The 24,122-nt window shown below is 53.0% G+C and carries 18 protein-coding genes; 1 reads left to right on the forward strand and 17 read right to left on the reverse strand.

What is annotated here, in order from left to right; genetic code table 11:
- Window positions 1–670 precede the first annotated feature (670 nt).
- The 10 genes from K3J57_RS05815 to K3J57_RS05860 all read right to left on the reverse strand — a co-directional run bounded on the left by K3J57_RS05815 (window position 671) and on the right by K3J57_RS05860 (window position 13,558).
- Window positions 671–1,306: a hypothetical protein gene (locus tag K3J57_RS05815; protein ID WP_259797473.1), complete on the reverse strand. Its 636-nt coding sequence runs from the start codon at window positions 1,304–1,306 to the stop codon at window positions 671–673.
- 355 nt (window positions 1,307–1,661) lie between these two features.
- Window positions 1,662–2,105, reverse strand: coding sequence for a hypothetical protein (locus K3J57_RS05820; RefSeq protein WP_259797474.1), 444 nt, complete (start codon window positions 2,103–2,105; stop codon window positions 1,662–1,664).
- Between the two features lie 115 nt (window positions 2,106–2,220).
- The gene (locus K3J57_RS05825; RefSeq protein ID WP_259797475.1) at window positions 2,221–3,030 is read right to left on the reverse strand and encodes a hypothetical protein; all 810 of its coding nucleotides are present in this window, start codon (window positions 3,028–3,030) and stop codon (window positions 2,221–2,223) included.
- 912 nt (window positions 3,031–3,942) lie between these two features.
- On the reverse strand, window positions 3,943–5,298 hold the full coding sequence (locus tag K3J57_RS05830) for a leucine-rich repeat domain-containing protein (protein ID WP_259797476.1): 1,356 nt from the start codon (window positions 5,296–5,298) through the stop codon (window positions 3,943–3,945).
- Between the two features lie 51 nt (window positions 5,299–5,349).
- Window positions 5,350–6,705 carry a hypothetical protein gene (locus tag K3J57_RS05835; RefSeq protein WP_259797479.1) on the reverse strand — a complete coding sequence of 452 codons (1,356 nt, stop codon included), beginning with the start codon at window positions 6,703–6,705 and terminating at the stop codon, window positions 5,350–5,352.
- Window positions 6,706–6,804: 99 nt separating this feature from the next.
- On the reverse strand, window positions 6,805–8,730 hold the full coding sequence (locus K3J57_RS05840; protein ID WP_259797481.1) for a hypothetical protein: 1,926 nt from the start codon (window positions 8,728–8,730) through the stop codon (window positions 6,805–6,807).
- Window positions 8,731–9,270: 540 nt separating this feature from the next.
- Complete coding sequence (locus K3J57_RS05845; protein ID WP_259794409.1) at window positions 9,271–9,687, reverse strand: hypothetical protein; 417 nt, start codon at window positions 9,685–9,687, stop codon at window positions 9,271–9,273.
- Between the two features lie 90 nt (window positions 9,688–9,777).
- Window positions 9,778–10,155 (reverse strand): hypothetical protein, encoded by a 378-nt coding sequence (locus K3J57_RS05850; protein WP_259797482.1) that lies wholly within the window; start codon window positions 10,153–10,155, stop codon window positions 9,778–9,780.
- A 260-nt stretch (window positions 10,156–10,415) separates the two neighbouring features.
- Window positions 10,416–11,798: a site-specific integrase gene (locus K3J57_RS05855; protein WP_259797485.1), complete on the reverse strand. Its 1,383-nt coding sequence runs from the start codon at window positions 11,796–11,798 to the stop codon at window positions 10,416–10,418.
- A complete protein-coding gene (locus K3J57_RS05860; RefSeq protein WP_259797487.1) occupies window positions 11,795–13,558 on the reverse strand; it encodes a site-specific integrase in 1,764 nt (587 codons plus the stop codon). Before K3J57_RS05860 ends, K3J57_RS05855 begins: the two co-directional genes overlap by 4 nt.
- Window positions 13,559–14,676: 1,118 nt before the next feature.
- Between K3J57_RS05860 and K3J57_RS05865 the strand changes: the two genes are divergently transcribed.
- Window positions 14,677–15,729: an AAA family ATPase gene (locus K3J57_RS05865; protein ID WP_259797490.1), complete on the forward strand. Its 1,053-nt coding sequence runs from the start codon at window positions 14,677–14,679 to the stop codon at window positions 15,727–15,729.
- Window positions 15,730–15,789: 60 nt separating this feature from the next.
- On the opposite strand, the gene K3J57_RS05870 is transcribed toward K3J57_RS05865, so the two are convergent.
- From K3J57_RS05870 to K3J57_RS05900, 7 genes are all read right to left on the reverse strand, one after another.
- Window positions 15,790–18,750, reverse strand: a complete 2,961-nt coding sequence (locus tag K3J57_RS05870; protein WP_259797492.1) for a type I restriction endonuclease subunit R — start codon at window positions 18,748–18,750, stop codon at window positions 15,790–15,792.
- Window positions 18,747–19,094 (reverse strand): Vch_cass14 family protein, encoded by a 348-nt coding sequence (locus K3J57_RS05875; protein WP_259797494.1) that lies wholly within the window; start codon window positions 19,092–19,094, stop codon window positions 18,747–18,749. Before K3J57_RS05875 ends, K3J57_RS05870 begins: the two co-directional genes overlap by 4 nt.
- Window positions 19,095–19,219: 125 nt before the next feature.
- Window positions 19,220–19,609: a hypothetical protein gene (locus tag K3J57_RS05880; RefSeq protein ID WP_259797495.1), complete on the reverse strand. Its 390-nt coding sequence runs from the start codon at window positions 19,607–19,609 to the stop codon at window positions 19,220–19,222.
- Window positions 19,606–19,866: a hypothetical protein gene (locus K3J57_RS05885; RefSeq protein WP_259797497.1), complete on the reverse strand. Its 261-nt coding sequence runs from the start codon at window positions 19,864–19,866 to the stop codon at window positions 19,606–19,608. The genes K3J57_RS05880 and K3J57_RS05885 overlap by 4 nt, the downstream gene beginning before the upstream one ends.
- Window positions 19,866–20,708 (reverse strand): hypothetical protein, encoded by an 843-nt coding sequence (locus K3J57_RS05890; RefSeq protein WP_259797499.1) that lies wholly within the window; start codon window positions 20,706–20,708, stop codon window positions 19,866–19,868. Before K3J57_RS05890 ends, K3J57_RS05885 begins: the two co-directional genes overlap by 1 nt.
- A complete protein-coding gene (locus K3J57_RS05895; RefSeq protein WP_259797502.1) occupies window positions 20,705–22,012 on the reverse strand; it encodes a restriction endonuclease subunit S in 1,308 nt (435 codons plus the stop codon). The genes K3J57_RS05890 and K3J57_RS05895 overlap by 4 nt, the downstream gene beginning before the upstream one ends.
- On the reverse strand, window positions 22,009–24,027 hold the full coding sequence (locus K3J57_RS05900) for a type I restriction-modification system subunit M (RefSeq protein ID WP_259797505.1): 2,019 nt from the start codon (window positions 24,025–24,027) through the stop codon (window positions 22,009–22,011). The genes K3J57_RS05895 and K3J57_RS05900 overlap by 4 nt, the downstream gene beginning before the upstream one ends.
- Between the last annotated feature and the right edge of the window lie 95 nt (window positions 24,028–24,122).

The raw sequence follows: 24,122 nt of genomic DNA on the forward strand, positions 1-24,122 counted from the left end.
TCGCTGCAGGAAAATAGTAGGCTCCCTTCCCGGTTTGTCCTGCGTACCAAAAACCCGCCAAACCTCCGAGAGGGACAGCTACATATTGAAGAATGGGATTCTTATATGTCATTTTCATTAGGTCTCTCCATCGTTGTCACAACTAAAACCTTGGGGATCTCTTAAGCAAAAAAGGCCATTTCAATTTCATTCTCGCAAGGGTAGAGGGGAAATCAATTCACGGTCAGAATGGTCCCTGCCAACAGTAATGTAGGCGACTTCCATAGTACCCTCAGGGACCACTTCACTTGAACATATGGCCCATCGTAAAAACATCACTCATCTAAATCTTAATCTTCCAACTCTGGCACCCATTTGTAACAGCGGGAAATCTGGAAGTCCGTTAGCACACCATGCTTTTCGAGAAACTTAAAGTATCTGGGTGCAAACCCTAGATAAATCCCCCAATACATCGCCGCACATGAAACGAAGAACATCCATATAAGAAATAGAGGCAGCCATCCTCCGAACGTTTCTGCATCAATTAAGCCATAGAAGAAGCTAAGATAAAACACTAAAACGGTAACGCCCAAGTTCGCTCCGATAAAGGCGCTTCTGTTGGATTTTGACCGTGTGATCTTCGTTGCCATATGCCTTCTTCTCTCTGACATCTATTTGTTATCCACTGATTTTACCCTTTACAAAATTGGTTGAGATTCAAAATCAACTGAAATGCTTCAGCTCCAAAATTCCCTTTGGTCGAGGCTGGCACCTCAAATACTCCAATGCCGTTGCCGCCGTAGCACACAGAAAAGAAGTCACGCTCGTCAGTAAAACGGCCCATTGTTGCTGGTATGATCTTTGTCATTCCCCCTTTCACAATTTGCGCCTCACTTGAGAACAGATCCATCGGGACAAACTGATCGAGACCAATACAGGTTTTGGGTGTGCAACGTCTGATCACAGCTTCGAAACTTGCAAAGATCTTTGCCAAAGACGCAGGGGGCTTGTCTGTGTCCGTAAGGTCGGTCAGCTTAAAGCGCGCCTCAGCTCTGAAACGGGCTTTTTCAAGGATCATCTCTGTATCGGCGAAGCCATCAGACACTTCTGACGACGGGAAAACCCTGACTACGCCATTGCAGTAGAACTCCATTTTTCCGTTTTTCAAAAAAACAAGGCATTCTGTTCTTCTGAATTTCTCACCTTCATCTGCTGCAAGGGGAAGGGACGTCAAACCCAGAAATACAAACGCGAGGATAGAGATGAACGATAGAACTTTCCTCAACACGGCAAAGACATAATCTTCTCTGCTTTCTTCGTGCCCCATAGATAAAACACTCACTTCATACTCTCCAAGAACTCCATAAACTCAATCCTGTCTTAGCTGACAAACACCATTATAAATTTCAACATTGGGCACTTTACCGCTTCTGTAAGTCACCAATGCAGATTGGCCGTTTTCTTGAATGAAAACCGAGCCCAATTCACTCACTTGCAAAAAGCTGTCCCCATTTTTACTCATTCTGTGAGTGATCTGGTCTCGTGAAAACTTCACCGAGCGCGAGGCTAGGTTGCATTTTCCTGCTGGTAGCTCGCATTTTTGGGCGAGATAACACCAATATGTCTCTGAAGCGGTAGCCGCCGAAGACAGAAATGCCATTAGTCCCAATACTAAAAAACTGTTATATGCTTTTCGCATAACTTCCCCCAATAAATTGAAACCCCATCCGCTTCGCGAGCTTATGCGCGCGGGCGAGGTCTATGTCTGATGTCACATGAAACAGGATTTCTTGCGCGCCTCTGGCCTGTGACCACGTCTCAATTCCACGAAACAACCCCATCGCAACCCGACCGCCGCTCAGCGTCATACGCACGTCGCGCGACACATTGATGTTGTGAATGGTGGTTAGCAACACATCCGTCCCGATGTAATACTCCCCAACCGAGCAATATGCTGCCCCCACCGGCACACCATGTTTCTCAGCCAGCATGACGGCATGGCGCTTATCATCGGAGATTGCCGTCAATGCGATCTTTTGCACTTTCTCAGCGCTGAACGGAATATAGCCAACCCGGCTCTCCGCATGAGCTTCGCGGGCAAGGTCAACGATTTTCGGAATATCCACACGGTCGTTTACTATACGGAAACAGATCCAAGCATCGGATTTTAAACGGTTTTTTTGTTTGCGGGCGGCACACTCACTTCATACTCTCCAAGAACTCCATAAACTCATCCAATACTCACTGCGATCTTTCGCCGTGGCTTTTCCAGACGCTTTTTGCCGACGACGTCACGCAATGTTTCCCAATTTTGCCATCCGGTTGCCTGCAGGCGTTTTTCAGAACAAGTTCGAAATACATTTCACTCGAGTCTATAATCACAGGACCTTTGGGGGAGTTTTCTGAGAAATCATATTGCGTAAAACTTGGATCAAGGCCAAATGAAGCCGGTATCAGCAGATCAAGACAATCGTGCACCGTCCGTTTGGATAAATCGGCAATATACGCGCCGATATATCCCACAACCCCTTGACCTGACAGGATCATTCGTCCGTAGCAACCAGGAAAGCCAGTATTTAGCTGTTGGTTCTCTACCTGTTTCAATAAGGCGTTTTGTGTCCCTAAAACACTCGTCTGCAGGGAAATTCCATTTGGCGTTAGTTTCACCAACTTTTCAGAGGTGGTCGCCAAATTCAGGAATACATAATTGCTTGCAGATGCAATCTTGTCATCAGATGCCCAGCGTTCGGGGGGCACGGCCAGGTCAAATGCCTCGCCGGAAAGACGTGCAGCCTCTGAAACCCGAGCTGCAACTTGAAACGACGACCGTCGATGGGGCGATTCTAATATCTGAAATATAATTGGTGTTTTCCACTGCAGGATATAATCGGGATTTGCAGGCTCCACAGCAAAACGGTTTTTCGGATAATAGTTGCTAGGGAGATCTTGTGCGGATGCAGGCGTTGAAAATACGCCCCCACATAGTAGCGAACAAAGAAGCCATTTTGCCATTTTCGACCTGCCGATGGCAAAGACACCATTTTGTTTCATCGTTATTTAGCTCCCAGTTCCTCAGGTCAACAACATGTGCAGGCCATTCCGATACCTTCATGCTGTGCGTGTTTGCACGCAACACACCCGCCCCACATGTGTTTCGCGGGTAAGACCAACGGTTTTCGGATTGTCAGCATGATCCCGCAGCACAGGAAATCGAAGCGGCTGGCTTGGCTGGCTTTCAGGATCGGGAACGTTCAAAACGCTGGAAATGGGCTGCACGGGTCACCTAACACAAACTTCTCGCATAGATTGAATGGCTTTCCGGGAGGATGTCAATGTCGCAGAAGTGATGATCGCTCACCTCGAAACCGGGGACATAATCGCGCTGACCAGGGAAATTCACCTATCGCAATAGTGCCACAGGCAAACCTGCTTCCAAATGCGTCCCATGAGTTTTGGCGCCTGAAATGATCAACCCGGCGCAAGATGCAAAAAAGCCCTCAAGCTGTTGAGCTTAAGGGCTTTTCTTGGCTCCGGCGGTAGGGGCGTTAGCCTCTGGCCAGGATCCTTTGATTTCTTAGAAGTTTTCGCAACCGACTATCGGCGATGACTCCGCATGTGCACCCAGAAGTGCCACATTGTGGAGTCCCGTGCAACAGGACAGTTGTCCTACGGCAACAATGAGCAAACCTCGAATATGCGTGTTCGCGCCGTCAATGGATTAGAAACAGGTGAACGGCCCTAACCGGTCATTCACGCTGTTCAGCATGCATGGCCGGTAAGGGATTTGGACTGGAAGCCCATTGGAAAGAACAGATGTCCTTCATCGCTGCTGACGTCCCGCTGTCGTGTTGGCAGGTTCGACAGGTGCGACCTGCAGGAGGTTGGTGGTAGTGTCCTGATTAGCGTGACACACTTCCTTAGATGTTCGGAGAAATGTGATTCATCCAAGCATGTCCGGATGCTCTATTTCCTTCTGAACAATAGGTTCAGGATCTTGCGAACTGCGCCAACGTGTGCCGAAGTTTTGTTCAAGAGCTCATTGGTTGGTATGGGATAAGATTTATCACCCTGCTTCAACAGCTTGAACCCACTTTCTTCCAACGGTGTATTGTGAAAGTAGAAAGCCGCCCCATCTCTTGGATCATAATTGAGTGGCTCATGGAACAGGGTGGCATGATGTTCGCTTTCAGGCAGTTGGGCCACCTGCGTGTTCGAGATATTCAACCGCCAGAGTGACTTGATCTTCGAGATACCGGTCAGATCAGCTACCCGCGTCCCGCTCAGGGACAAATGAAATATTGACGCGCCGAACAGGGGGGAAAGATCGCTGATTTTGGTGTTCGACAGATCCAGGAGGCGAAACTGGCTATTCCGGTTCCACCCTTTCAGCGATGTGACCGGCGTGTTCTCCGCGCGAAGCTCCTTCAAACTGGCTTTGAATGATAATGGGGCAATGTCAGTGACGGGATTGCCGGAAATATCAATTTCTTCCAACGCGGGATGTGCGCGCAGGGGAGAAATATCCCGCAGATTTGCGTTGCGCAGCTTGAGAACGCGCAGCTTTGGGCATCGCATGATTGGGCGCAAATGATTGATGTCGGGATGGGTCACCCTAAGGGTTTCAAGCGAAGGGCAATTCGCAAATGCCTCATAATCCCGGACCTCGCACAGATCGACCATGGCCCAGCGGAGCTCAGACATCGTCTCCGGCACCCCGCGCACGCCCAAGTCTTGGCCCCAAGCTGACAACCCATCCAAACGGTCCAACCTGCCAAGGGTCGACAGATCGAACTCTACCCGCTGGTCTCGCCCAATGCTGTGAAGGTGCAATCGCTTCAGATTGGGAAGGTGAGGCAGGCGGTGGCTGGATCTTGTCACCAATTCCAACCCTGTCAGAGGCTTACCATCAAAGACCGACAGATCCGTGTCGGGGCGCGTCCAGAGCTTGACCTCTTTCAAATGGGGGCATCGGGCCAGTGGGGCAAGATCGGCAATCCCTTCTTCGCAGACGGACATTTCGAACTGTTCGAGATTGGGCAGAAGATCCTCAATCCCGGAAATGTCGGTGACGGATGCACCCACCGTGATCCGCTTCAGCTGTGGCACTTGGGTGAGGCCGGAAAGGTCGCTGACCTGGGTATATTGAAGGTGGATCTCCTCACCTTGCAGCAGGGCGATATTGCGCGGCAGTTGCCGCAGCGCCTTGAACTGTCCGCTCCCACCATAGAATTTTCCATCCCGCTCCAACCGGGATTCGAGCTCGGCCAGCGCGGCATTAGGGTCTTCGTTCCAGACCGGGTCAGGTTTGGGATATGTCATCGAAAGTTACCGTTTCATCATCGTTACGACGCTTTTTGAAAGCGAGAGCGATCAAAGCTGGAGATTGTATTTCAGCATCAATAGCCGTGGGTTGTCTTGCGCCATGCCCAGATCAATCGCTTCTTTCAAGACCCGCTCGGCGGCGGATCTGCTCAGCGCCAGCCCAAGCCCACGTAGCGGGTCATGGCTGGTGTTGACCGGCAGTTCCCCGGTTTCCAACTCGCGCAGGACAGAGGGTTCCATGGCCTGATATGCCCCAAGGTCGCGCATCATTGTGGCGTCGATTGTCCCGATGTCAGGACCGAGGAAATCATTGACCGCAAACATGTAAGGCGACTGAAAGGTGGCGCGCAGGCCCTGTTTCCACAGAGACCGCGGCAGATCCCGGTAAAGCCCGCGCTCTCCGGTATGGCCTGCGGCAATCATCCGTTCGGCGGCGATGGTGCGCACCTCTACGCTGCCTGTCGTCGTGATCGCATACCAGAAGTCGGATTTCATCAGGTCGAAATCCAGCCGGCGGGCAAACTCGGTCGCTGTCAGGCCAACAGCATCGGAGAGCGCCTCAACAGTGGTGCAATAGCGTGCGACAAACAGATCAGCCTCGGAATAGGCGGGTTGGGCGGCAACGATCTGCGCACCCTTAACCTCAAGAAACTGCGCAATGTGATTGGCCACTTCTTCAACAGTTTCCCTGCCCGCCATGGCCTGCAATCTCTGCGTCGCAAAATCCCGAACCTTTTCAGATGGGTCGTTCCGGAAATGCTTCAGGATGGGCACATCCCACGGGTAGTTTCCATTAAACAGGCCACGGCCGCCAATTTCATTCAGCAGATCATATCGAATATCTTCGTCATGGATTTCTGCCAATCTGGTAAGCAAATCATAAGCGGCAGTCCTATCGTTGCGGTAGAGAATCTCGAATGCCTTGTTGCGGGGGCGCCGCCGGAATTTCCGTGTATTTTCAGGGGTAAGCGGCACAGCGGCGCTGTAGCGGGTATAGGCTTTCTCGGCCAGCCAGACGGCCCAGGGGCGATAGAGATCCGGATAGCGAGGGCGATCGGTCGGTTTTGGCACCCAGTCCCGTGGATGCACCGTGAAACCCCGCGCAGCGGCAAGCCTGAGAAGGTCATAGATTGAAGCGCTTTCATTCTGGAGCGCGGCGGCGAAGGCCATTCGCGCCTCAGGAGACATGCGCGGCAATCCCAGATCGGGGAGGCGCAGCGCGGTCAGTGGACCCGCTTTTTGCGGAAAGGGTTCGCGTTCGAACCAGTTCTCTACAGCGTATCTGACCCTCTCGGGGAAAGTATCATAGAACCATTCACTGAGGAGCTGGCGCCATTCGCTATCATGGGTATCGACCCATTCCGAGCGGGCGTAGCGAATGCGGTGTGCCCAATTGATAAACATGATGTCTTCCTTGAAATCTGCTCTTTTGATTTGTCGGGAAAGGACGGGGTCTGCCAACGAACTGACCGCCCGCCTTTCCTGTTTCGGGTGCGCATCAGGTCACATGGTCCTTCTGCGCCGTCGGGTTTTCCTTTTCACTTTGCCGCGCTGCTCGCTCAGGGAGTTTTTCAAAGCGGGCGTGTGAACGCGTGCGATCAAGCGGTCATAGAAATCACGGGCCTCTTCAAGGGGCAGCGTGTTTACGGTGCTGATCACGGCGCCCGCCAGTTCGGCCTGCCGGTGACCGCGCCCCAGACCGTGCCGCATACCGCGCCCCTGTCCATCTTGCAGAGGGGCGGGGCGGATGTGATCCCGGAACATGAGGTCAGCAAGATCATCAAGGCGGGGCACCGCCGTTTCCAGCGGCAAATGGGTGAGCATCCAGATCGACCAACGCCATGATTTATACTCGATCTCTGAGAAAAACGGCTCTGTATCAACGATATAAGGACCGTCAAGCATGTCGAAGGACAGCCCATCAAGGCGCTGCAAAAGCCCCTGTGGTGCAGGGCGTTTCTGGAAGGATGCAGCCGAGGTCTCGGTGCTGCAAAACGTGTGATAATACTGGGGAAATGCTTCGTCGCTGCTGAGCCAAAGCTCTTCTTGCGGCACAATCAGCCCCGGATGGCGCTGCAATAGCGCGATCCGGGCGATCAGCCGGTCCAGCGCCGCAAGGGTGCGGGTTTCGCAATGGGCCAGTTGAAGATCCGTTGGTCGGGTGACAAGCCCTGAGAGCGATGGACAGTTCGTCACATCCTCCGTTTCGGTGGGCAAAGGCATGGCCTCTTCCCAATTGGATTGCTGGACAGGCTGCGGCAGGCGTGCCTCAAGCGCGGTCAGGTTGTGGCGCATCACCGCCGTCAGGGCGCGCAGATCGGCAAGGGCGGTGGAAACCTCAGCCCCGCAAGATTGGGCGCAGGCGATCCGCTTGGCATAGCCGACCACATCAAGATCATAGGCCTGCCCCCTCAGGGCCTCCCACTCACTTTCTGCCCCGTGCTCTGAGGCCTGTCCGAATGGCGCGCGCGATGTTGCTGCGTTCAGCAGCTCCCTGCGCTTCTCGGCAATCCAGTCAGGCCAAAGCTCCGGCAGGTCCAGCGGTTCGCTGCGCCGGATAAGTCGGTCCATAAATGTGCGCTTGGTGCCGCGCAGGGCATCAATGAGCAGCTGTTTGACCGCATCGTCTGATCTATAGGACGTGTATTTCACCAACCGTTCAAGATCGGCACGCCCGCGCGGCAGGTGTGGCGCCAGCTTCTTAGCGATGTTCATGTCCAGCGTCGGAGAGTTCGACGTATAGGGGTTCGCAAAAAGACAGTGGTATTCGAGGATACAACAGGCCTGATCCGGGGTCGGGGTGAAGGGCTTCCTGAATTCCGCCAGCTGTTCGTCATAACTCATCGGTAGTTTCCAAGGCAGCACTTCAATCCCGGCCCGACGCCATTTGTCGTTTTTGTGCGCCGACAGCTGCACACCAAGACGGCACATATCGGCAAGGAATTCGGCCCGCTTTTCAGGGGACGCATTCAAAAGTGTCTGGCGAAACGCCTGCCTGGGTTTGGTCGGCATCTGCTCCCAACCATCCGGCCCGTCCGAGGCGATGCAGGAAAAAACCGGGCCAAACTTGTCCCGGACCCACGCATTTTGCAACTTGGCATGACCATGGATGCGCGACATTTCGCGGTAGAAAGCCAGTTCAGACGGATCGCGACCAAGGCGGCCCATCACAGCTTGATGCCGGGCGATCAGGGCTTTGGCCTCTGTGTAATACAACACGTTTTCCGTATGGAAATCATCCAGAAAGGCGTTCAATGCCGCGTCACAATCCGCTTGCGATGCGCCCGGAAACATTTCAATGAAATCTGCCTTGAAGTGTTCGATGCTGTCTTCGGGGCTGGCCGTATAGCGATGGTCGGCCCAGGACCTTCGTGTCTCTTCAAACAGGGTATTTAGGCGTGATACATCAATTTGCACTTCATGTTCCAAATCATGTTGGTCGTCGCGTTAATACTGGTTTGCAGCACTTTATTTACATTTGTCCATTTCAGCGGGCGACAGATTGACAAGCGCCACGCAAGAACAACCTCTGCGAGTATGTTTGTAGAACTTGTTCCGCAACTATGCATCCAGTAATTTTCAACACTTGCGACATCATTTCCCTCGTGTCTCTCCTGCAGCAGGAACAACGGCGGTGTTCGCACGAGGTGTTCAATTTTTATCCACTCCGAGATACACAAAACGTCTTCTAAGACACCCCAGTGAGAGTCTGAATGAGCCGATTAGGAAACCTTGACGTGAGGCGCGGCAAAAGTCGGCTTTCCGCCCAACTGGATTTGGGTGTCATGGCTTCGACGCCTTGGTTCTGCAGTCGAAAAAAGCTTCCGGTATTTTTATGGCTATCCGAAGAAACGAATGCGTATATCCGCCCTGGGGCGTAAGCTCTCAAATGGATTGGCTGATCTAATCGGGTTGACTAACGAGGAAGCGCGATGAATGTCCCGCTTCCTATGCGCGATGAAAATTTTGTTAAATCACACTTGCGAGTAGAAAATCCGCCTCACGGATAGCAGCCAGTTTGTCATCCAGCTCTACCCTTGCCGCCTTGAACTGCTTCCAGCGATAAGCCAGATTCACATATTCGACGACCTTTTGGTCTTGCTCCCAAACCAAATCCACATCCTCCGCAATTGCAGCATCTCCTTTTCCCTTGCGGATTTCATTGAGTGTTTTGCGAATTTGCTCACCCATGTGCTCAATCAGTTCGGTATCGACGGTCTTGAATCCGTCGCGTTCCTGCAGCGCGCGAAGTGCCTCGATGATGATTGACTTGCTCGTGCCTTTTGGCACCAGGCTACCGCCCAACCACTCTTCCGCCAGGAACCGGCCTTGAACGATTGTTTTGAGCGTCATGTCATGAACTTCGCGTTCGATTTCAATGTGCATTGATATCTCCATAGTTTGAGATCGCATCATGTGATCTCTCAAGACGCCAGAACCTTGGAGGGGGGATCTGGCGGGGAGGTGCCTGGTGGATCAGGCTGCCAGGCGGAAAGACAGAGCAGTGCTCAACTCAGCATCTTCCAGCTTGAGCAACTCGCATTCCAGCTCATCGCAGAGGACACAGATTTCTTCGACGATTGGCGATGCCGGATCGAGGTTCGCGAAACTCGCAGCTTCGATTGTATCTTCGCAATGCACATTCTGAAGACTGAACAGCGCATGAAGATTGAGGAGCTGAGCTGCGAGGCGGCGCGTCAGCACGAGTGCAGACGCTATCTCATCCAAAAGGGATTGTGCTTTGCGCAGTGCGGGCTGCCCTCCGAGCAGATAAGCTGCATTTTGAACTGCTTCAGAATGCGTTGCCATGAATGCGCGAATGCTGGTCATGGTGTCGTTGGTAAGGTCGAACATATTTGTTCTCCTGTGCAGCGCCCCGGCGGTGGTGCCGGTGGCTTCAAGTGCGGCTTGTTGCGCTCCATTTGTTTGCGGGTTTCGGTTTTGAGAGGCTGCATTCTCTCAGTTCGTTTGTTCGGTTTCCGAGGGTCATTTCGAAGTGATCTCACGCAAGGGATTACTTCGAAATGAGCGATCGGAAACCAACTTCATATCCGCTTCAAAAGAATTCAGATTGGGTTGCGCGACATGGAAATTGGGATCTGCGGCATGAAATCTTATGAAAACTCAAAAACGGATGGATCAAATTCCTTGGCGACATCTGACAATTCAGTTTGCCCCTTTACCCTTTGAGCCATTGCCAGAGCATCTCCCTGGTAGGCTACGGCCGTCGCGTGGCTTCGTTGCCCTGTGGCCGCCATGGCGAGGTCGGTTCCTGCCTCTCCGAGCTTGATGCCCATAAATGTGTGCAGGATGGTGCGTGCAATGTGCTCTCCTGTTCCCACAACCTGACGCCAGCAGTCCGAGACATAGTTGTAAGCGACGGGACTGCCGTCATTGGTGATAAACAAAGCTCGGTGTTCCTGGAGGCACTTGTCACGCATTTCATCAAGCCAGATTGGATTGCATCCGCGCAGGATGAGCGCGTCGATGAAGATGTTCAGGCGTGGGTCCAGTTCAGTTTCCCAAGAATAACCACTTTTCGAAAGCGTCATTTCAATTGTGTATCTATTGCCATTCCAAAACAAGGTTTCGCCAAATACGAGACGGGTGTCCGCAAGGCGCACTGGAAGAACCGAGAAGATCGCGAGCGCTGCTGCCTGGTTCCGATGGGCCTGTCGTGACCTTGGGGACAGGATGTTTGGCGCTTCATCCAAGATCGTTTGTGCTTGTTCGATGAGGGCGACCGGGGAATATCCCGTGTTTTGAAGATGTTGAAACTTCTTACTCTTTGTTTGCCTCGCCTTTGTCTCGTAGATCCGCGTGAGCTCTTCCAAGAGCTGGATGCTCTCATGATCGGTCGAGATGTAGCGCGCGAATTTCAGGACTGCACTAAAGGATGCTCTCAGCGTGGCCGCGGCCAAATTCCGAGCGCTCATGTCGCGTGCGTAGGCGCGAACCGTGTCGGGGGAGATTTCATCTGGCATTGCAGCTTTCCGGGCAGAAAACAGCAACTGGCGGATTTTCATCTTGTGTGTGCCCATCATGCCCGGGGCAGGGGGCATCTGACCGTTTCGATCAAACCCCGCGTCCATATCCGCAAATGCCTCCTTCCAAGGTAGTGGTAGCGCGTCGAAGTGAACGGACACATCCAGACGGCGTGGTGAAGAAAGACCCTTGCGGCTTCGCTTCGGTTCCCTTTGGCGAATTGCCTCCTCCAGATGCAATATGCTGGGGTGACCAGGGAAAATGGACATTAAAGCAAACTTGAGCGCCCTCAGCCGTGTTTGCGAGTTGTTTTCCTGATCGAACCTCAGGAATACGTCCGCAGTAATTCCGTTGCCGTTCGCCGAGTTTGGCCGTTCCAGAAAGGCCAGAAAATCGTCGACCAACCGGAGCTCCAGCACGGTTGCACTGGAGATGTTGGGATCACCGATCATTGGATCCCAACGAGCCCCTGCCAGAACTTCGGATTTGCTTCTGTAGTCCGGTGTCTTCATTGGCCGATATCCGACAAATCCAGAATGAACTTTTGAACTTCAACGCGTTGTGCGCGCTCGTTAACCCATGCGTAGTTCTTGCGGACGGTTGCAGGAGTGTCATCGAGCAGTCGTTCGAGAAGGTCCCACCGCCCCGGGTTACGTTCCAGAAGCAATGACGCCAGGCCATGGCGAAACTTGTGGGGCGTCATAGGAAGACCTTCAGCTCGGGTGTGACGTTTGAACCAGCTCAGAAACGTTCTGTAGCTAAGGGCGCCCGGCTTTATAATTGTAGGAAACAGATACGCGCTTTGCTCGTGGTCGGGAAAAAGCGGGCGGATTTCCCGAAGATACCACTCGACAACCTCAAGGCCATTGAGGTTTTCAGGGTTGATTGGGGCCCAGATTTCCACGTCATTCTTCGTGTCCTCAACACCGAGCTGAATGGTCGCGTGTTTGGTTTTTGCCGTCGGCAAAAGGAACGTCGGATTGGGGCCGCGAATAATCAGCTCCAGGGCATTCTCAATCCGGATCGGAGCTCCTCGGGTTTCGATGGCACAAATGGCTGCTACGGTGCCAATTTGACGTATTTCCTGAAGTTCAACGTCTTCTGGAGTTCTTCCACAGCTTTTGATTTCTTTGAGCATCTCATTGGCGCGGTTGCGCAATTTCACATGCAGGGAAAGAAAGGTAATGGTCAGTTGGGTCGAGTCCAGAAGTTGTTTGCAAAAACTCCGAGAGGAACCGGACATTTCTCCTGAAGCACTTTTGCCCTTATCCAGAAATTTATTGGCTTTCACATGGTTTTTCATGGGCATGGGATCCACGCCATTTCGAGCCATGACTACGAATATGGATTTCAGGTAGTCATATGCTGTTCGTGCGGAGATATGACCTTTCTCTTCAGCATGGTTTGACCAGAACCGGACGACGGCCGTGGCGTTCTCCAGCGTGAACAAATCCCCGAGCTGTGCATCAGTGTCCGGAGAAATTGCACCTGACCTGATCAAGGTGCTGACAAACTTGCGCATCGCGGCGAGGCAAAAGTCGACATATGACTTGGAAACAGCATCGACGAACTCCTGTTCAATGGGATCGTATTCCGTCTGGGTCGCCTCTCGAACCCAATCGTTGATTTCGGAAGAAATGTGGGGCGGTATAACGTCTAAGTTTTCACTGCGTCGCTTTGGGGGCGCAGGGAATGCGTCCTCTGGAAGGAAACGGGCAACCGCCTCATCATGGCGAAACTTGTTCAGTGTTTTCAGTGCTCTTTGAAGCGATTTCCACTCGTTTCCTTCGAGTGTTGGAGAAATGCCTTCCAACCATTCCTGGCTGACGATTGACGGTGGGATCCCATCGGCCCTGGCGAGATCAGCCAGCTTGCGAACGGGAATGAGCATTTGTGGGGCTGGTTGGCAACGACCGCGACTGGTGACAGCATGCGGTTCCAGGGCTGAGAGAAGCGCTGACCACTCGTCCACGCGAGCCCGACGTTCCTTTGCGGCAGAGGCCAACCCAGTTGCGTTTTTGACTGCAGCGATAATCTTTCGCCGCGTGGCTTTGTAGGCCTTTTCTGATCGGGCAAACGATGGTTGATAGCCGTTCAGTGGTAGTTGTTGTTTGATCATAGGCAGATCCGCAGGGATCTGGCTCAGGACCAGCCCATCTGTCATATTCGGATACCGCTTAACGGCATTGGCATAATCAGTGTTTCCTGCCTCCATTGCCCATGCGTGGACATCTTGGAGCGTCATTGCGGTGATTGGTTTTTGGAAGCTCATTTCGACCTCTTGTTTCTTGTCCGCTAAATGACAAATTGGCCATTATCCTCGAATCCAAAGCAGAAAATGACAAAAGCCCATGGTTTTTCCGGAACCGAATATCCGGGGGTGTTTGTCATTTTGTCCGCTATTGATGTCATTGACTGTTAGGGACCAATTCTGCGCCGAAATGTCATTTGCGAACGAATTTCAGTTCATTTGGGTGGCGCTTTGTGTCGCTCATCCTCCTTTCCGCGACAGAAAGGAGATGGGGCCAAATGACAATTTGAGGAAATATTTTGTTGGTCACAGTTCACCTCTTTGGTGGCAGGAAATATGTGCTCGCGGAGGCTTGAGGACTTGATGCTGAAACTGGCTGCATTTGCCTGGTTTGGGCAGATACTGAAGCTTTGGCACCTCGTAGGCGTGGATGCATCAAGCTTGTGTCGCGAATGAATTTGGGGGGCACGCCGGTCATCCAAGCGTCAAGCTCGAAGGGAAAGATCAGTCGTTTTCGCGGGCCGAGATGGATGTAGTTCCTGAACGTTCGGTCGTGGTGAGAGCCATCAAACATCCTGCCGAAAGTCTTTGCTGAAGTGCCGGATGCAGCTGCTGCTCTTTGCGCGTCCAGCAGTGGTCGCAAAAGGGCACCCTCATCGGTGGGCAGCGGGTGTGGGAAACCAAGCGCGGCAAGCAAGCGAGCGCGTGGGTAACCCTTTCCGCGTTTAGGAATTCCGATTTCCTTCATTAGGTTGCGGGCAAATGCTTGCGACGTGGTAAGGAAGAACGACAGTTCTTTGGTGCTTAAAAGCGGGTTAAGAACGGATGGAGGTGGGTTTTGAAGCACTGTGATCTCCCTGTTGAATAGTAGGGAGGTGGGTCTGCCGCTGTGATATGGGAAATCCGGTTTGAGATGGGCAGTTCACATATTGCCGACCTGTTTTGGCATCGAAGCCCTGATGAACACCAACATAGAAAAAAGCTCTTGAAGGAGCTTTTTTCTATGTTGGTGTTCTCAACGTGGGTGCAAAAGAAATAACCGAAAAAAGGGATTCAAACCCCCTTATGGACACGCAATTTGCGACCTTATGTCCTGTTCAGCAACTGGGAAAACCCCAGCGAGAACAGAAGGATCCAACATGCAAATGAAAGCCCAATCCAAGCCCGAGTTTATCTTCGAGCGTGCCAATGACCATATCCCGAGCCGGGAGTGCAACTATGTCATACGGGATCTCTGCAATCGTAAAGAAGTTGGCATGCTTGTCGCCCCCAGCAATGTCGGTAAAACAGCCGTTGCAGTCGCGCTTGGGGCACATGTGGTGCAGGGGAAACCCGTTCTCAGCATGAACACCAAGCGTGGTGCCGTTCTGCACATCTGTGGCGAAGGAGGTGATGGGGTCAAAGATCGAGTTTATGCCCTGCTCAAGGATGTGGAAGATGCCGAAGACTATCTCGTGATGAAATCGCGCTTGAATTTGGGTGATCCGGATCATGTGCCAGAACTGATTGAGCAGTTGAAAAAGCACCTTCCGCGCTGCGAAACCGCGATCAGCCTGATCATTATCGACACGTTCATTCATGCGATCGCTGACCTGAACGAGAATTTCTCAAACGAAATGAGCATCGCGACGTCAGGCGCTCAGACAATTGCGGAAGAGCTGGATGCGCATGTCCTTCTGGTTCACCACACAGGGCGCGACGAGGACAAAGGTGGACGCGGCTCATCTGCGATCAGAACGAACGTGGACTCTGAATTCACGATCAAAAAAGATGATGATACGGGAGCGTGCATCGTCAACACGACAAAGCAACGTAACATGGCCGGTGACCTGCGGTTCTCATACGAGTTGGAAAGGGTCAAACTCTGCACTGACGAGGAGGGTGTTGACCGCTTTACAGTGAAGGCCACGATCGTGGATGGATCACTGTCGACAGATGATGTGGCCCCCTTGAAATTTAGCTCCCTCCAGGCTGCGGCTTGGACGGCCTTGATGGGGATTCAGACAGTAGGCAAGACAGGGGCAACGACAACAGATATTCTCAATGCCATGCCGTCTGAGCTTCGCCCAAAGGGTGCGAATACGAATGCCCAAGGAACCACATTGCGTGGTGCACTGACGAAGCTTGAAGGGGCTGGCAGGCTCAATGGCGTTAAGAACGGGAGTGGGAACTACTTTTGGTCTCTGATGTAGGTCGAACTTCTCGAACTGTAGAAACCGGTTTGGGGGAGCCCCCCAAGCCGCTATCCGATGTCAGGCCTCCCTGGCTTGCCTTTGAGCACGCTTGAAAAAGTGCCGCGTGGCTTGCTCGCGGGCATCTTTGTCCGTCATCACGATGTTCCGCATCTCGTTGTCTTGCTGGAACATCTTGACCATGCCTTGGAAAAATGCCTGAGAGAATGCGTTGTAGACAACGTCTGCCGGGTTATTGCGCACCATCTCAGTCATTTCTTCGTTCATGATGTCGCGTGTGACACGTTCAAACCGGAGGAAATCCTCACGTGAAAAGCTGGTGCCGTGACGATCATTGAACGAGTCGATGATTTCGGACAGCGAGCGTTCTTCTTCTTCGGTGTAAGCGTTCGCCCCGAACTCGGTGATTGGGGCCAGCGTTGTGGTTTCACCAGCCACCAAAGAAGCGCTGCCTTCCTCGCCCTTTTTCAGTTTGAATGCTGAAAGCGACAGCATGTCATCGGTGATCATGATGTCGGCAGGAACTTCACGCGAAGGTAGTAGACGAGAAAGCCACGAGGCATAGGCGTAGAGCTTCTCAAGCCAGGCATCATTCAGCGAAACAACCTGTGCCACGAAAGAGTAGAAACGCAGGAAACTGCGCAGGAGTTGGCGGAACTCTTCCTTCTGAGCGTCGTCTTCATCCAGATTGAAGCGTTCAACAGCGAGGCGGACCGTCCCTTCAAGTGAAAGGCGGTCCTGCGTGGAAAGGTCCCCTTGGAAAAATCGGTCTGCGAACCGTTCTACCTCGTCCTTTTTCACGTAGGTGGACGAGGAAATTCTTTGTTCCAAGTCGTAGATCTGATTGAGATCGGTCCTCTCTTCAAGTGCGGTTGCCTCGAAGAAGGGGGAGAAGGCCTCCTTGATCTCTTCCATCGTGTTCTGAAAATCGAGCACGAAGGTGCGATCCTTGCCGGCGCGGGTTCTGTTCAATCTTGCAAGGGTTTGCACCGCCTGCAAACCGGCCAGTTTCTTGTCGGCATACATCGCCACCAGTTTGGGCTGATCGAAGCCGGTCTGGTATTTTTCAGCAACGACAAGGATCTGATATTCATCTGTGTCAAATCGCTTGGGAAGCTCGGTCTCTGCAAACCCGTTAGCCAGCTCTTCCGTCCAGGTTTGATCATCCAGTTCGAGATCACCCGAGAACGCGACAAGAGCTTTCAGGTCAGAATATCCTTTGGCTGCGATGTAATCATTCAGGCGTTGCCAATAGCGCAGAGCATGTTCACGGCTCTGGGTGACAATCATGGCCTTTGCCTGACCGCCAAGTTCGCCGGAAACATGTCGGCGGAAGTGCTCCACGATCACTTCAACTTTCTGGTCAATCGCCGTCGGATGCAGAGATGCAAAGCGCGCTACCCGAGCTTGAGCTTTGCGTCCCTTGAAATCAGGGTCGTCTTCGATGGCCTTCTCAAGCTGATAATATGCCTGGTAGGTCATGTAGTTTTGCAGCACGTCGAGGATAAAGCCTTCCTCAATCGCTTGCCGCATTGAATAAAGGTGGAAAGGATGCGGGCTCCCGTCGGTGCCGGTTCTGCCAAACCGTTCAAGCGTGACGTTCCGAGGGGTCGCGGTGAAGGCGAAGAATGAAATGTTCTTTTGCGGGCCGCGCGCTTTCTGGAAGGCGAGAACCATGTCCTCGATGTCGTCAGAACTGGTGGCGCTGCGCGTTAGGGCGTCTGTCATCGCCTGAGCTGCCTTGCCAGACTGCGACGAGTGGGCTTCGTCGATGATCACGGCGAAGTTCTTACCGGATTGCCCAGAAATAGTCGCCAGATGCTCGGTGCCGAACTTCTGGATTGTCGTGATGATGATCCGTGCGCCTTTCAGGATCGCGTCTTTCAGGTCGCGTGATGTGCCCTCAATCTTTTTCACAACGCCATCTGTCTGGGCAAACCCGCCGATGGTGTTCTGTAGCTGCCGGTCCAGGACCAGGCGGTCTGTCACGATAATGGCCGTGTCAAACAAAGGCTGATCGCCATCGTCATGCAGGTTAATGATCTGATGCGCAGTCCAGGCGATGGTGTTCGATTTGCCCGAACCCGCGCTGTGTTGGATCAGATAGTTCTGGCCTGCACCATTTGTCTTGGCGTCAGCAAGAGACTTTCGCACCGCGTCGAACTGCTGAAACCGGGGAAAGATTAGCACTTCCTTCCCACCATCGCGCTCAAGGTGGATGAACCGTCCGATCAGGTCCATAAGCACCTCACGCGAGAACACCGCCTGACAGTCAGGAAGATCCTTATACAGGTAGGCAACGCGGTTCTCGCCTGGGACGTCTGGGTTGCCTGCACCGCCGTCACGGCCACGGTTGAAGGGCAAAAAACGTGTCTTGCCGTTCATCAGGCGGGTCGTCATGGACACGTTGTCCTGGTCCACCGCAAAATGCACGATGGCCCCGCGCTTGAACGTCAGCAATGGCTCACCAGCAGGCGAGCGGTCTTTGCGATACTGTTTCTCTGCGTGCTTGACGTTTTGACCGGTGAGCAGGTTCTTGACCTCCCATGTCGTCGCGGGAATGCCGTTAACGAAGGTCACCAGGTCAATCGCATTCTTGTTCTTCGCCGAATAGGTCACCTGTCGCATCACCGACAGGATGTTTGCCTCGTAAAGCCGGGTGAGGTCCGGGTTTAGGTTGGAGGCCGGTTTGAAGTAGCAGAGCGAAAACTGGATGTTTGGCACCAGCTTGATACCGTTGCGCAGAACAACATGTGTTGGGTTATCCTTCAGGGCCTTCTCAAGCCGCTTAAGCACTTCGCTTTCAGCCTGTGCACTGTAGTGATCTTCCAGCACTTTCCAGGCATCCGGTTGGCTGTCACGCAGGAATCGAAACAATAACTCAGTGTCCAGCGCCAGCCCGACATCATAGTGGCTTGGGCAATCGCGTTCGATGTAGCCGAGGCCCGATGTCAGACTGGCAACAATATGTTCTTCAAAGACTTTTTCTTGATGAATGTCTGCGGTGGAATGGGTCGTCATAGTTTTCCAACTTCCCTCTGAATGTCAGCCAAACTTGTGGCGTTCTCGAAATCAAAGATCTTCGTCCCCTGTATGCTTCGATCCCGCAGTTCAATTTTTTTGCTGTCGTAATTGTATGAGAAGGCATATCGCGAGCCTTGAATTGTTACCCAGCAAGTCCGCGCAAGATTTCCATTTCGTTCGTAGACCGAGACGGTGTCTACCGCCAGGTTGAGCCGTTTCCTAACCTCATCCGAAAGCGGTTGAATGACATGCTCTACATTGCCGCCATGGTGATTGGCTTCCGTGATTACCTTAGCGATAAAGGCGTCGATTTCCTGATTGGTGGTAAGCTTGCGGGCCATTATGCGTTCCCTTCGTTTTGCACGAAAAAAGCAAACCGTTTGGTTATTGGCATATCTCTCACAGGATCAAATCCTTTTCGGCAAAATCGTTGTTTTCAAAAAATTGTTAGGGATGATCATCCGGTTCACCGCAGCACATGCTCAAGGATCGCAACCGTGTCATCTTGGGATCTCACGCCAAAGCGGATTAGGTCGTGACCATGGAAGTCGTCATAGGCCGACAAATTGCTGTTTGCGCCTTTTCCGTCCGGGCTTTTCCATTCGGCGCCGGTCCAGTGCTTTTCGGTTGTCTTGGTGCTGGCTGGGGCCATTGGGGCGTCTTGAGCGCGCAACCAGATGTTTTGCAAGGTGTTCTTGTCGAACTCGATCCCGATGGGTCGACCGGCGTTTGTGCGGAAAGCAGAAAGGTGGGCTTTGCCAGAGGAGGTCGTCTTGGAGGGAATTTCCGTGATGGAAGGGTGCGCGAGAAGGTAACCTCGTAGGAAGCCACGAAGTTCGTCGATGGATTGGGTCATGCGTCAATCGCCTCCATCATGGCCACGAGGCTGCGCCCGGTGGTGTCGGTTTTGCTGCGAGCTTTCACTGCGATTTGGCCTGTAAACGCTGCTGAAATCAGGGCGGAGCCGTTTTGCGCAAGGCGGGTGATGATTTCCTTTGTCTTTTGAGAGACCGAGAGGAAAGTGTCGACCCAGTCGTTTGTGCATGCGAGAATATGGCCCTCAAAAACCTTATCCTGATGGATGCCGGCCGTGGTGCGCGTTTGATCGGACATCAAAATTGCCCCTTAAGAAATGAAATACGTTTTGAAATTAGGCCGCGTAGTCGTAGCAGATGCCGCACTTGTTCAGGAAGCTGTGTCACGTTGGCAAAGGGTGCGCCGTGAGCCACCACGTTCCTCAACTCTCTGATTTCGTCGCTCTCCTTGTTCACCCATAGCGCGTCAGTGGTGCCCTCGAAACAATGGGGAAGCAGATCGAGCTTGACTGCAAAATCCACCGACAGAATGGGCTGACCCACGCTGTCGTTCCTGCCAGCGCGCTTCAGGCCTGCACGTAACTTACCAACAAGGTGGGTCGCAATCCTCGCTTCCCAATCTGCAGTGTCAGGGAAACGGGCTTTGATTAGGTCGCCCATAAGCCGCTCGACGTCGATGATTTGAGCAAACAAGGCGGTTCTAACAGGAAGACGCTCCAGGTCGTATGGCGTCACCAAGCCGACGATTTCGTTTTCAGCGGTTACAAATTCAACCGGATGCCCTTTCAAGCCGTTGATGTATACGAGCAGGTTCCTGTCGGATGGATGCGCCTTATCCAATGCCGACGTGTCCACACAGTCAGACGCTTTTGCAGACGGATTGCGAAAAGGGAGCCGGTCGCGATGCAGCAGGCCGAGGACTGGAGCAGCAATGTCCGTAGGGTCATTGGAAGCTACCACAGGAACAGCGTCGAACACTTCGGAGACGCGTTCGATTACACTGAGCGCTGGTTCATTGACACCGCAACAAATGAATTGCTCGCGCGGCGTCATGATGTTGGCGAGAGTAAGCTGCCCCTGAACACTCTTGAGGTCGTTAAAGTGACGCTCGTCGGAGAACTCAACCATCGCGGAAATCATGCGCTCACTTCCTCCTGCAGGGCATCAAGACTGTGTTCGGCGGCGCTGGATATGCTGTGGTTTGTCACGTCAATCTGGCCTGTGACAGCAGCGGTGATCAGGGCAGAGCGGTATTCTTTGAGCCGCTCGATGCTTTCTTTGGTCTTCTCAGCGACGGACAAGAAAGTGTTTTCCAACTTCTGAAGGTGCTGAGCTATTTCATGTTGTTCTTCAATGGGGGGGAGCACCACGGGCATACGCTGCAACAGACCTTGACTGAGTGAAGCACGTGTAACGATCATCATCTCTTTCGAGAAAAATGCCCGCAATCGCTCGTTTCTAAACAGGAATTTGGAGAAGAGTGGATGCAGCTTCCCCTTAGTTGGCCTGAAGCGGATCAGGAAGCCGGCGAACACAGCATTGGGCATGTCTTCCATGCAAACGCTTGAGAAACCAATTTCTTCAATGGTTTCAGAGGTTCGGGTGAAGAGAACATCACCTTCCTTCAGGTCGTAACGAGCCCTGTCTTCAGCGGATGACTGGACCAGGCCATTTACAGAGTGAGGAAGTTCAGGATTCTTGTATGCGTCGCCGTAGCTGACAAACGGGAAACCGCTTCCGAATGCATCACCGCCAATGTTGATGCCGTTTGCGCACCGACCGATGTGGCCGAGTTTGGCAACACTCCAATGCTCTGGAACCTTCCCAATCCATGAGACACCTACATCTTTCTTTGGTGCCTCAGGGTTCAGGCCGTTTGTAAGAGTGAACGTGACAGTCGCAGCCCACTTTTGAACAAGAGCCTCTATGAAGCGCCGCTTTTTCTCGATCAGGAGGTCTATTCTTGCGGTCTCGCGGTCCAGGAAATCGGCAATCTGGCGTTGGGTATCGAGGTCGGGGAGTTTGACATGGGATGCCAACAGACTGTCCGGATATAGCCGAAGCCTACTTTCGATAATGCCTTTTGAACGGCTGCGAAAATAGGCCTTCATGTCATCTGAACGAACGCGGTGATGAAGGTAGCGGACGTCAGCAACACGATGGTCAACTTCGAACACCGAATAAGCCGGGCTGACTATACCATCGTGGTCAGACACGCCGTAGGCACCCTTCCAAGCCAGCATGTAATTCATAACCAGATCGTTTTTTTGGACGATGCGATATCCTTCGAGAGATGCAGCGCGGCTTTCGTGTTCTTCATGCTGAAAGGCCTCTCTTCGAGGCTTCACACCGTAGTATTCGGACACAGACAGCAGCGTTTCCTCACCTGTTCTCGAAAACTGGTTCCGCTCACGAAGAAACTGTTTGAAGCGCAGCGCCTTCACTCCACCACCTCCTGCAACAGCCCGGCAATCTCAGATTCCAGCGCCTTCAATTCGGCGTCAATCTCTTCCAAAGGACGCGGCGGGACATACTGATAAAAATATCTGTTGAAGTTGATCTCATAGCCGACGCGGCCAACCTTGCCGTCCTGTGTATCGGTGTAGCTTTCATCCACCCAGGCATCGGGCACAAAGGGGGTGACTTCGCGCGTCACATAGTCCTTCCAATCCTCACCCAGTGGCACCAGCTCATGATCGCGCAGGGTGGTGTCCGCCTCCGGGTTGCCTTTCTTGTCGGTGCAAGTCTCGGCCTCTTCATCGCGCTTGGCAAAGGCGATCAGGATGGCCTTTTTGACCGGTGCTCCGATCTTCAGGCCGGACTTCTTGAACAGATCATCCATGGCCTTGGCGAAACTGTCCGCACTCATCCAATGCCCGCCGCTGAGCAGGGATTGCACCAGGGTCAGCGACTTGGATTGGCTGTCTTCATCCAGCTTTTGGAAGGGCTTGGCCTCCAGTAGGGCTTCCTTCGCAGCCTCAGACCATTCGACACGCAGTTTCAGCGGGCGTTCCACCCGGATCTCGCGATAGCCGAAATCGGAGGTGTCAAAGATCTTGGACACATCGGCCCAGTCGGAATTGCCGTTCAGCATGTCATGGTAGATGCGCGCAATTTCGTCCGTGGCGCCTTGCGGGATCTCGCGTCGTTTGGAGCCGAGCGACTTGCGCATCGGTTTCCAGAAGCGTTCGCCACTGGCGTCGATCAGCTGCACCTTGCCCTGGCGGGCGGTGTCCTTGCGGTTTGTGAGCAGCCAGACATAGGTCTGAATACCGGTGTTGTAGAACAGGTCGGTGGGCAGGGCGATGATCGCCTCGACCCAGTCGTTTTCCAGCATCCAGCGGCGGATTTCGCTTTCACCCGATCCCGCGCTGCCGGTGAAGAGGGGAGAGCCGTTCATAACGATGCCGATACGCGTGCCTTGCTCGTCGTTGCGCATCTTGGAAATCATGTGTTGCAGGAACAGCAGTTGTCCGTCCGAAATTCGTGGCAGGCCCGCGCCAAAACGGCCATTCATGCCAAGTTCGGCGGCCTCGTCTTTGATCGGATCGGCGTATTTCTTCCAGTCGACGCCATAGGGCGGATTGGAGAGCATGTAATGGAAGCGTTTGCCCGCGTGGGCATCCTGGGTGAGCGTGTTGCCAAAGGCGATGTTTTCCGGGTTGTGGCCGGTGACCAGCATGTCGGATTTACAGATCGCGAAGGATTCCGGGTTCAGTTCCTGCCCAAAGAGCTCCACGCGGATACGCTCGTTTAGTTCTTTCATCTCCATCTCGGCGATGGAGAGCATGCCGCCCGTGCCCGCAGCAGGGTCGTAAATCTGGCGAATGACGCCCGAGCCGGTCAGGGCTTCTTTGTCGTTAACCAGAAGAAGGGACACGATCAGCCGAATAACCTCGCGAGGGGTGTAGTGTTCCCCGGCGGTTTCATTGGAGATCTCCGAGAAGCGGCGGATCAGATCCTCGAACAGGTAACCCATTTCGATGTTGGATACCTTGTTCAGGTGCAGGTCGATTTGCGTAAAGCGGTCGAAGACCTGGAAGAGCAGCCCCGCGTCATTCAAACGCTTGAGCTGGTCGGTGAACAGGAACTTGTCGAGGAAGATATCACGCACATTCGGTGAGAACTTGGTGACATAGTCGATCAGGTTCTTGTGGATGTCCTTTGCATCCTGGCCTTTGAGTGACGCGAAGGTGAAGCGGGACAGGTTGTAAAGCTTGATGTTTTGGCCAACGACGCCGGCAAGAAGCGTGTCTCGCGCTTCGTCGTCCATGTCTTTTGGCAAGGAGGCTTCCATGTCCAAGACGGCGGATTTGGTCTCGTCGAGGATGCAGTCCAGACGGCGTAGAACGATGAAGGGTAGGATGACCTTGCCGTATTCAGATTGCTTGAAATCTCCGCGAAGGAGCTCGGCGATGGACCAGACGAAGGATCCGAGTGATTTAATGTCGGTGCTCATGAAATGACTTCTACCCTTAGTCTTTGTTATTAGGGAGAATCTTTTGCTCCCGTTTGGGTTGCACGTTAGCACGCTTTTTCGAGAAAGGTCATCCG

It is taken from the genome of Aliiroseovarius crassostreae, from assembly GCF_025137635.1.
In the GTDB taxonomy this organism is placed as follows: Bacteria; Pseudomonadota; Alphaproteobacteria; order Rhodobacterales; family Rhodobacteraceae; genus Aliiroseovarius; species Aliiroseovarius crassostreae.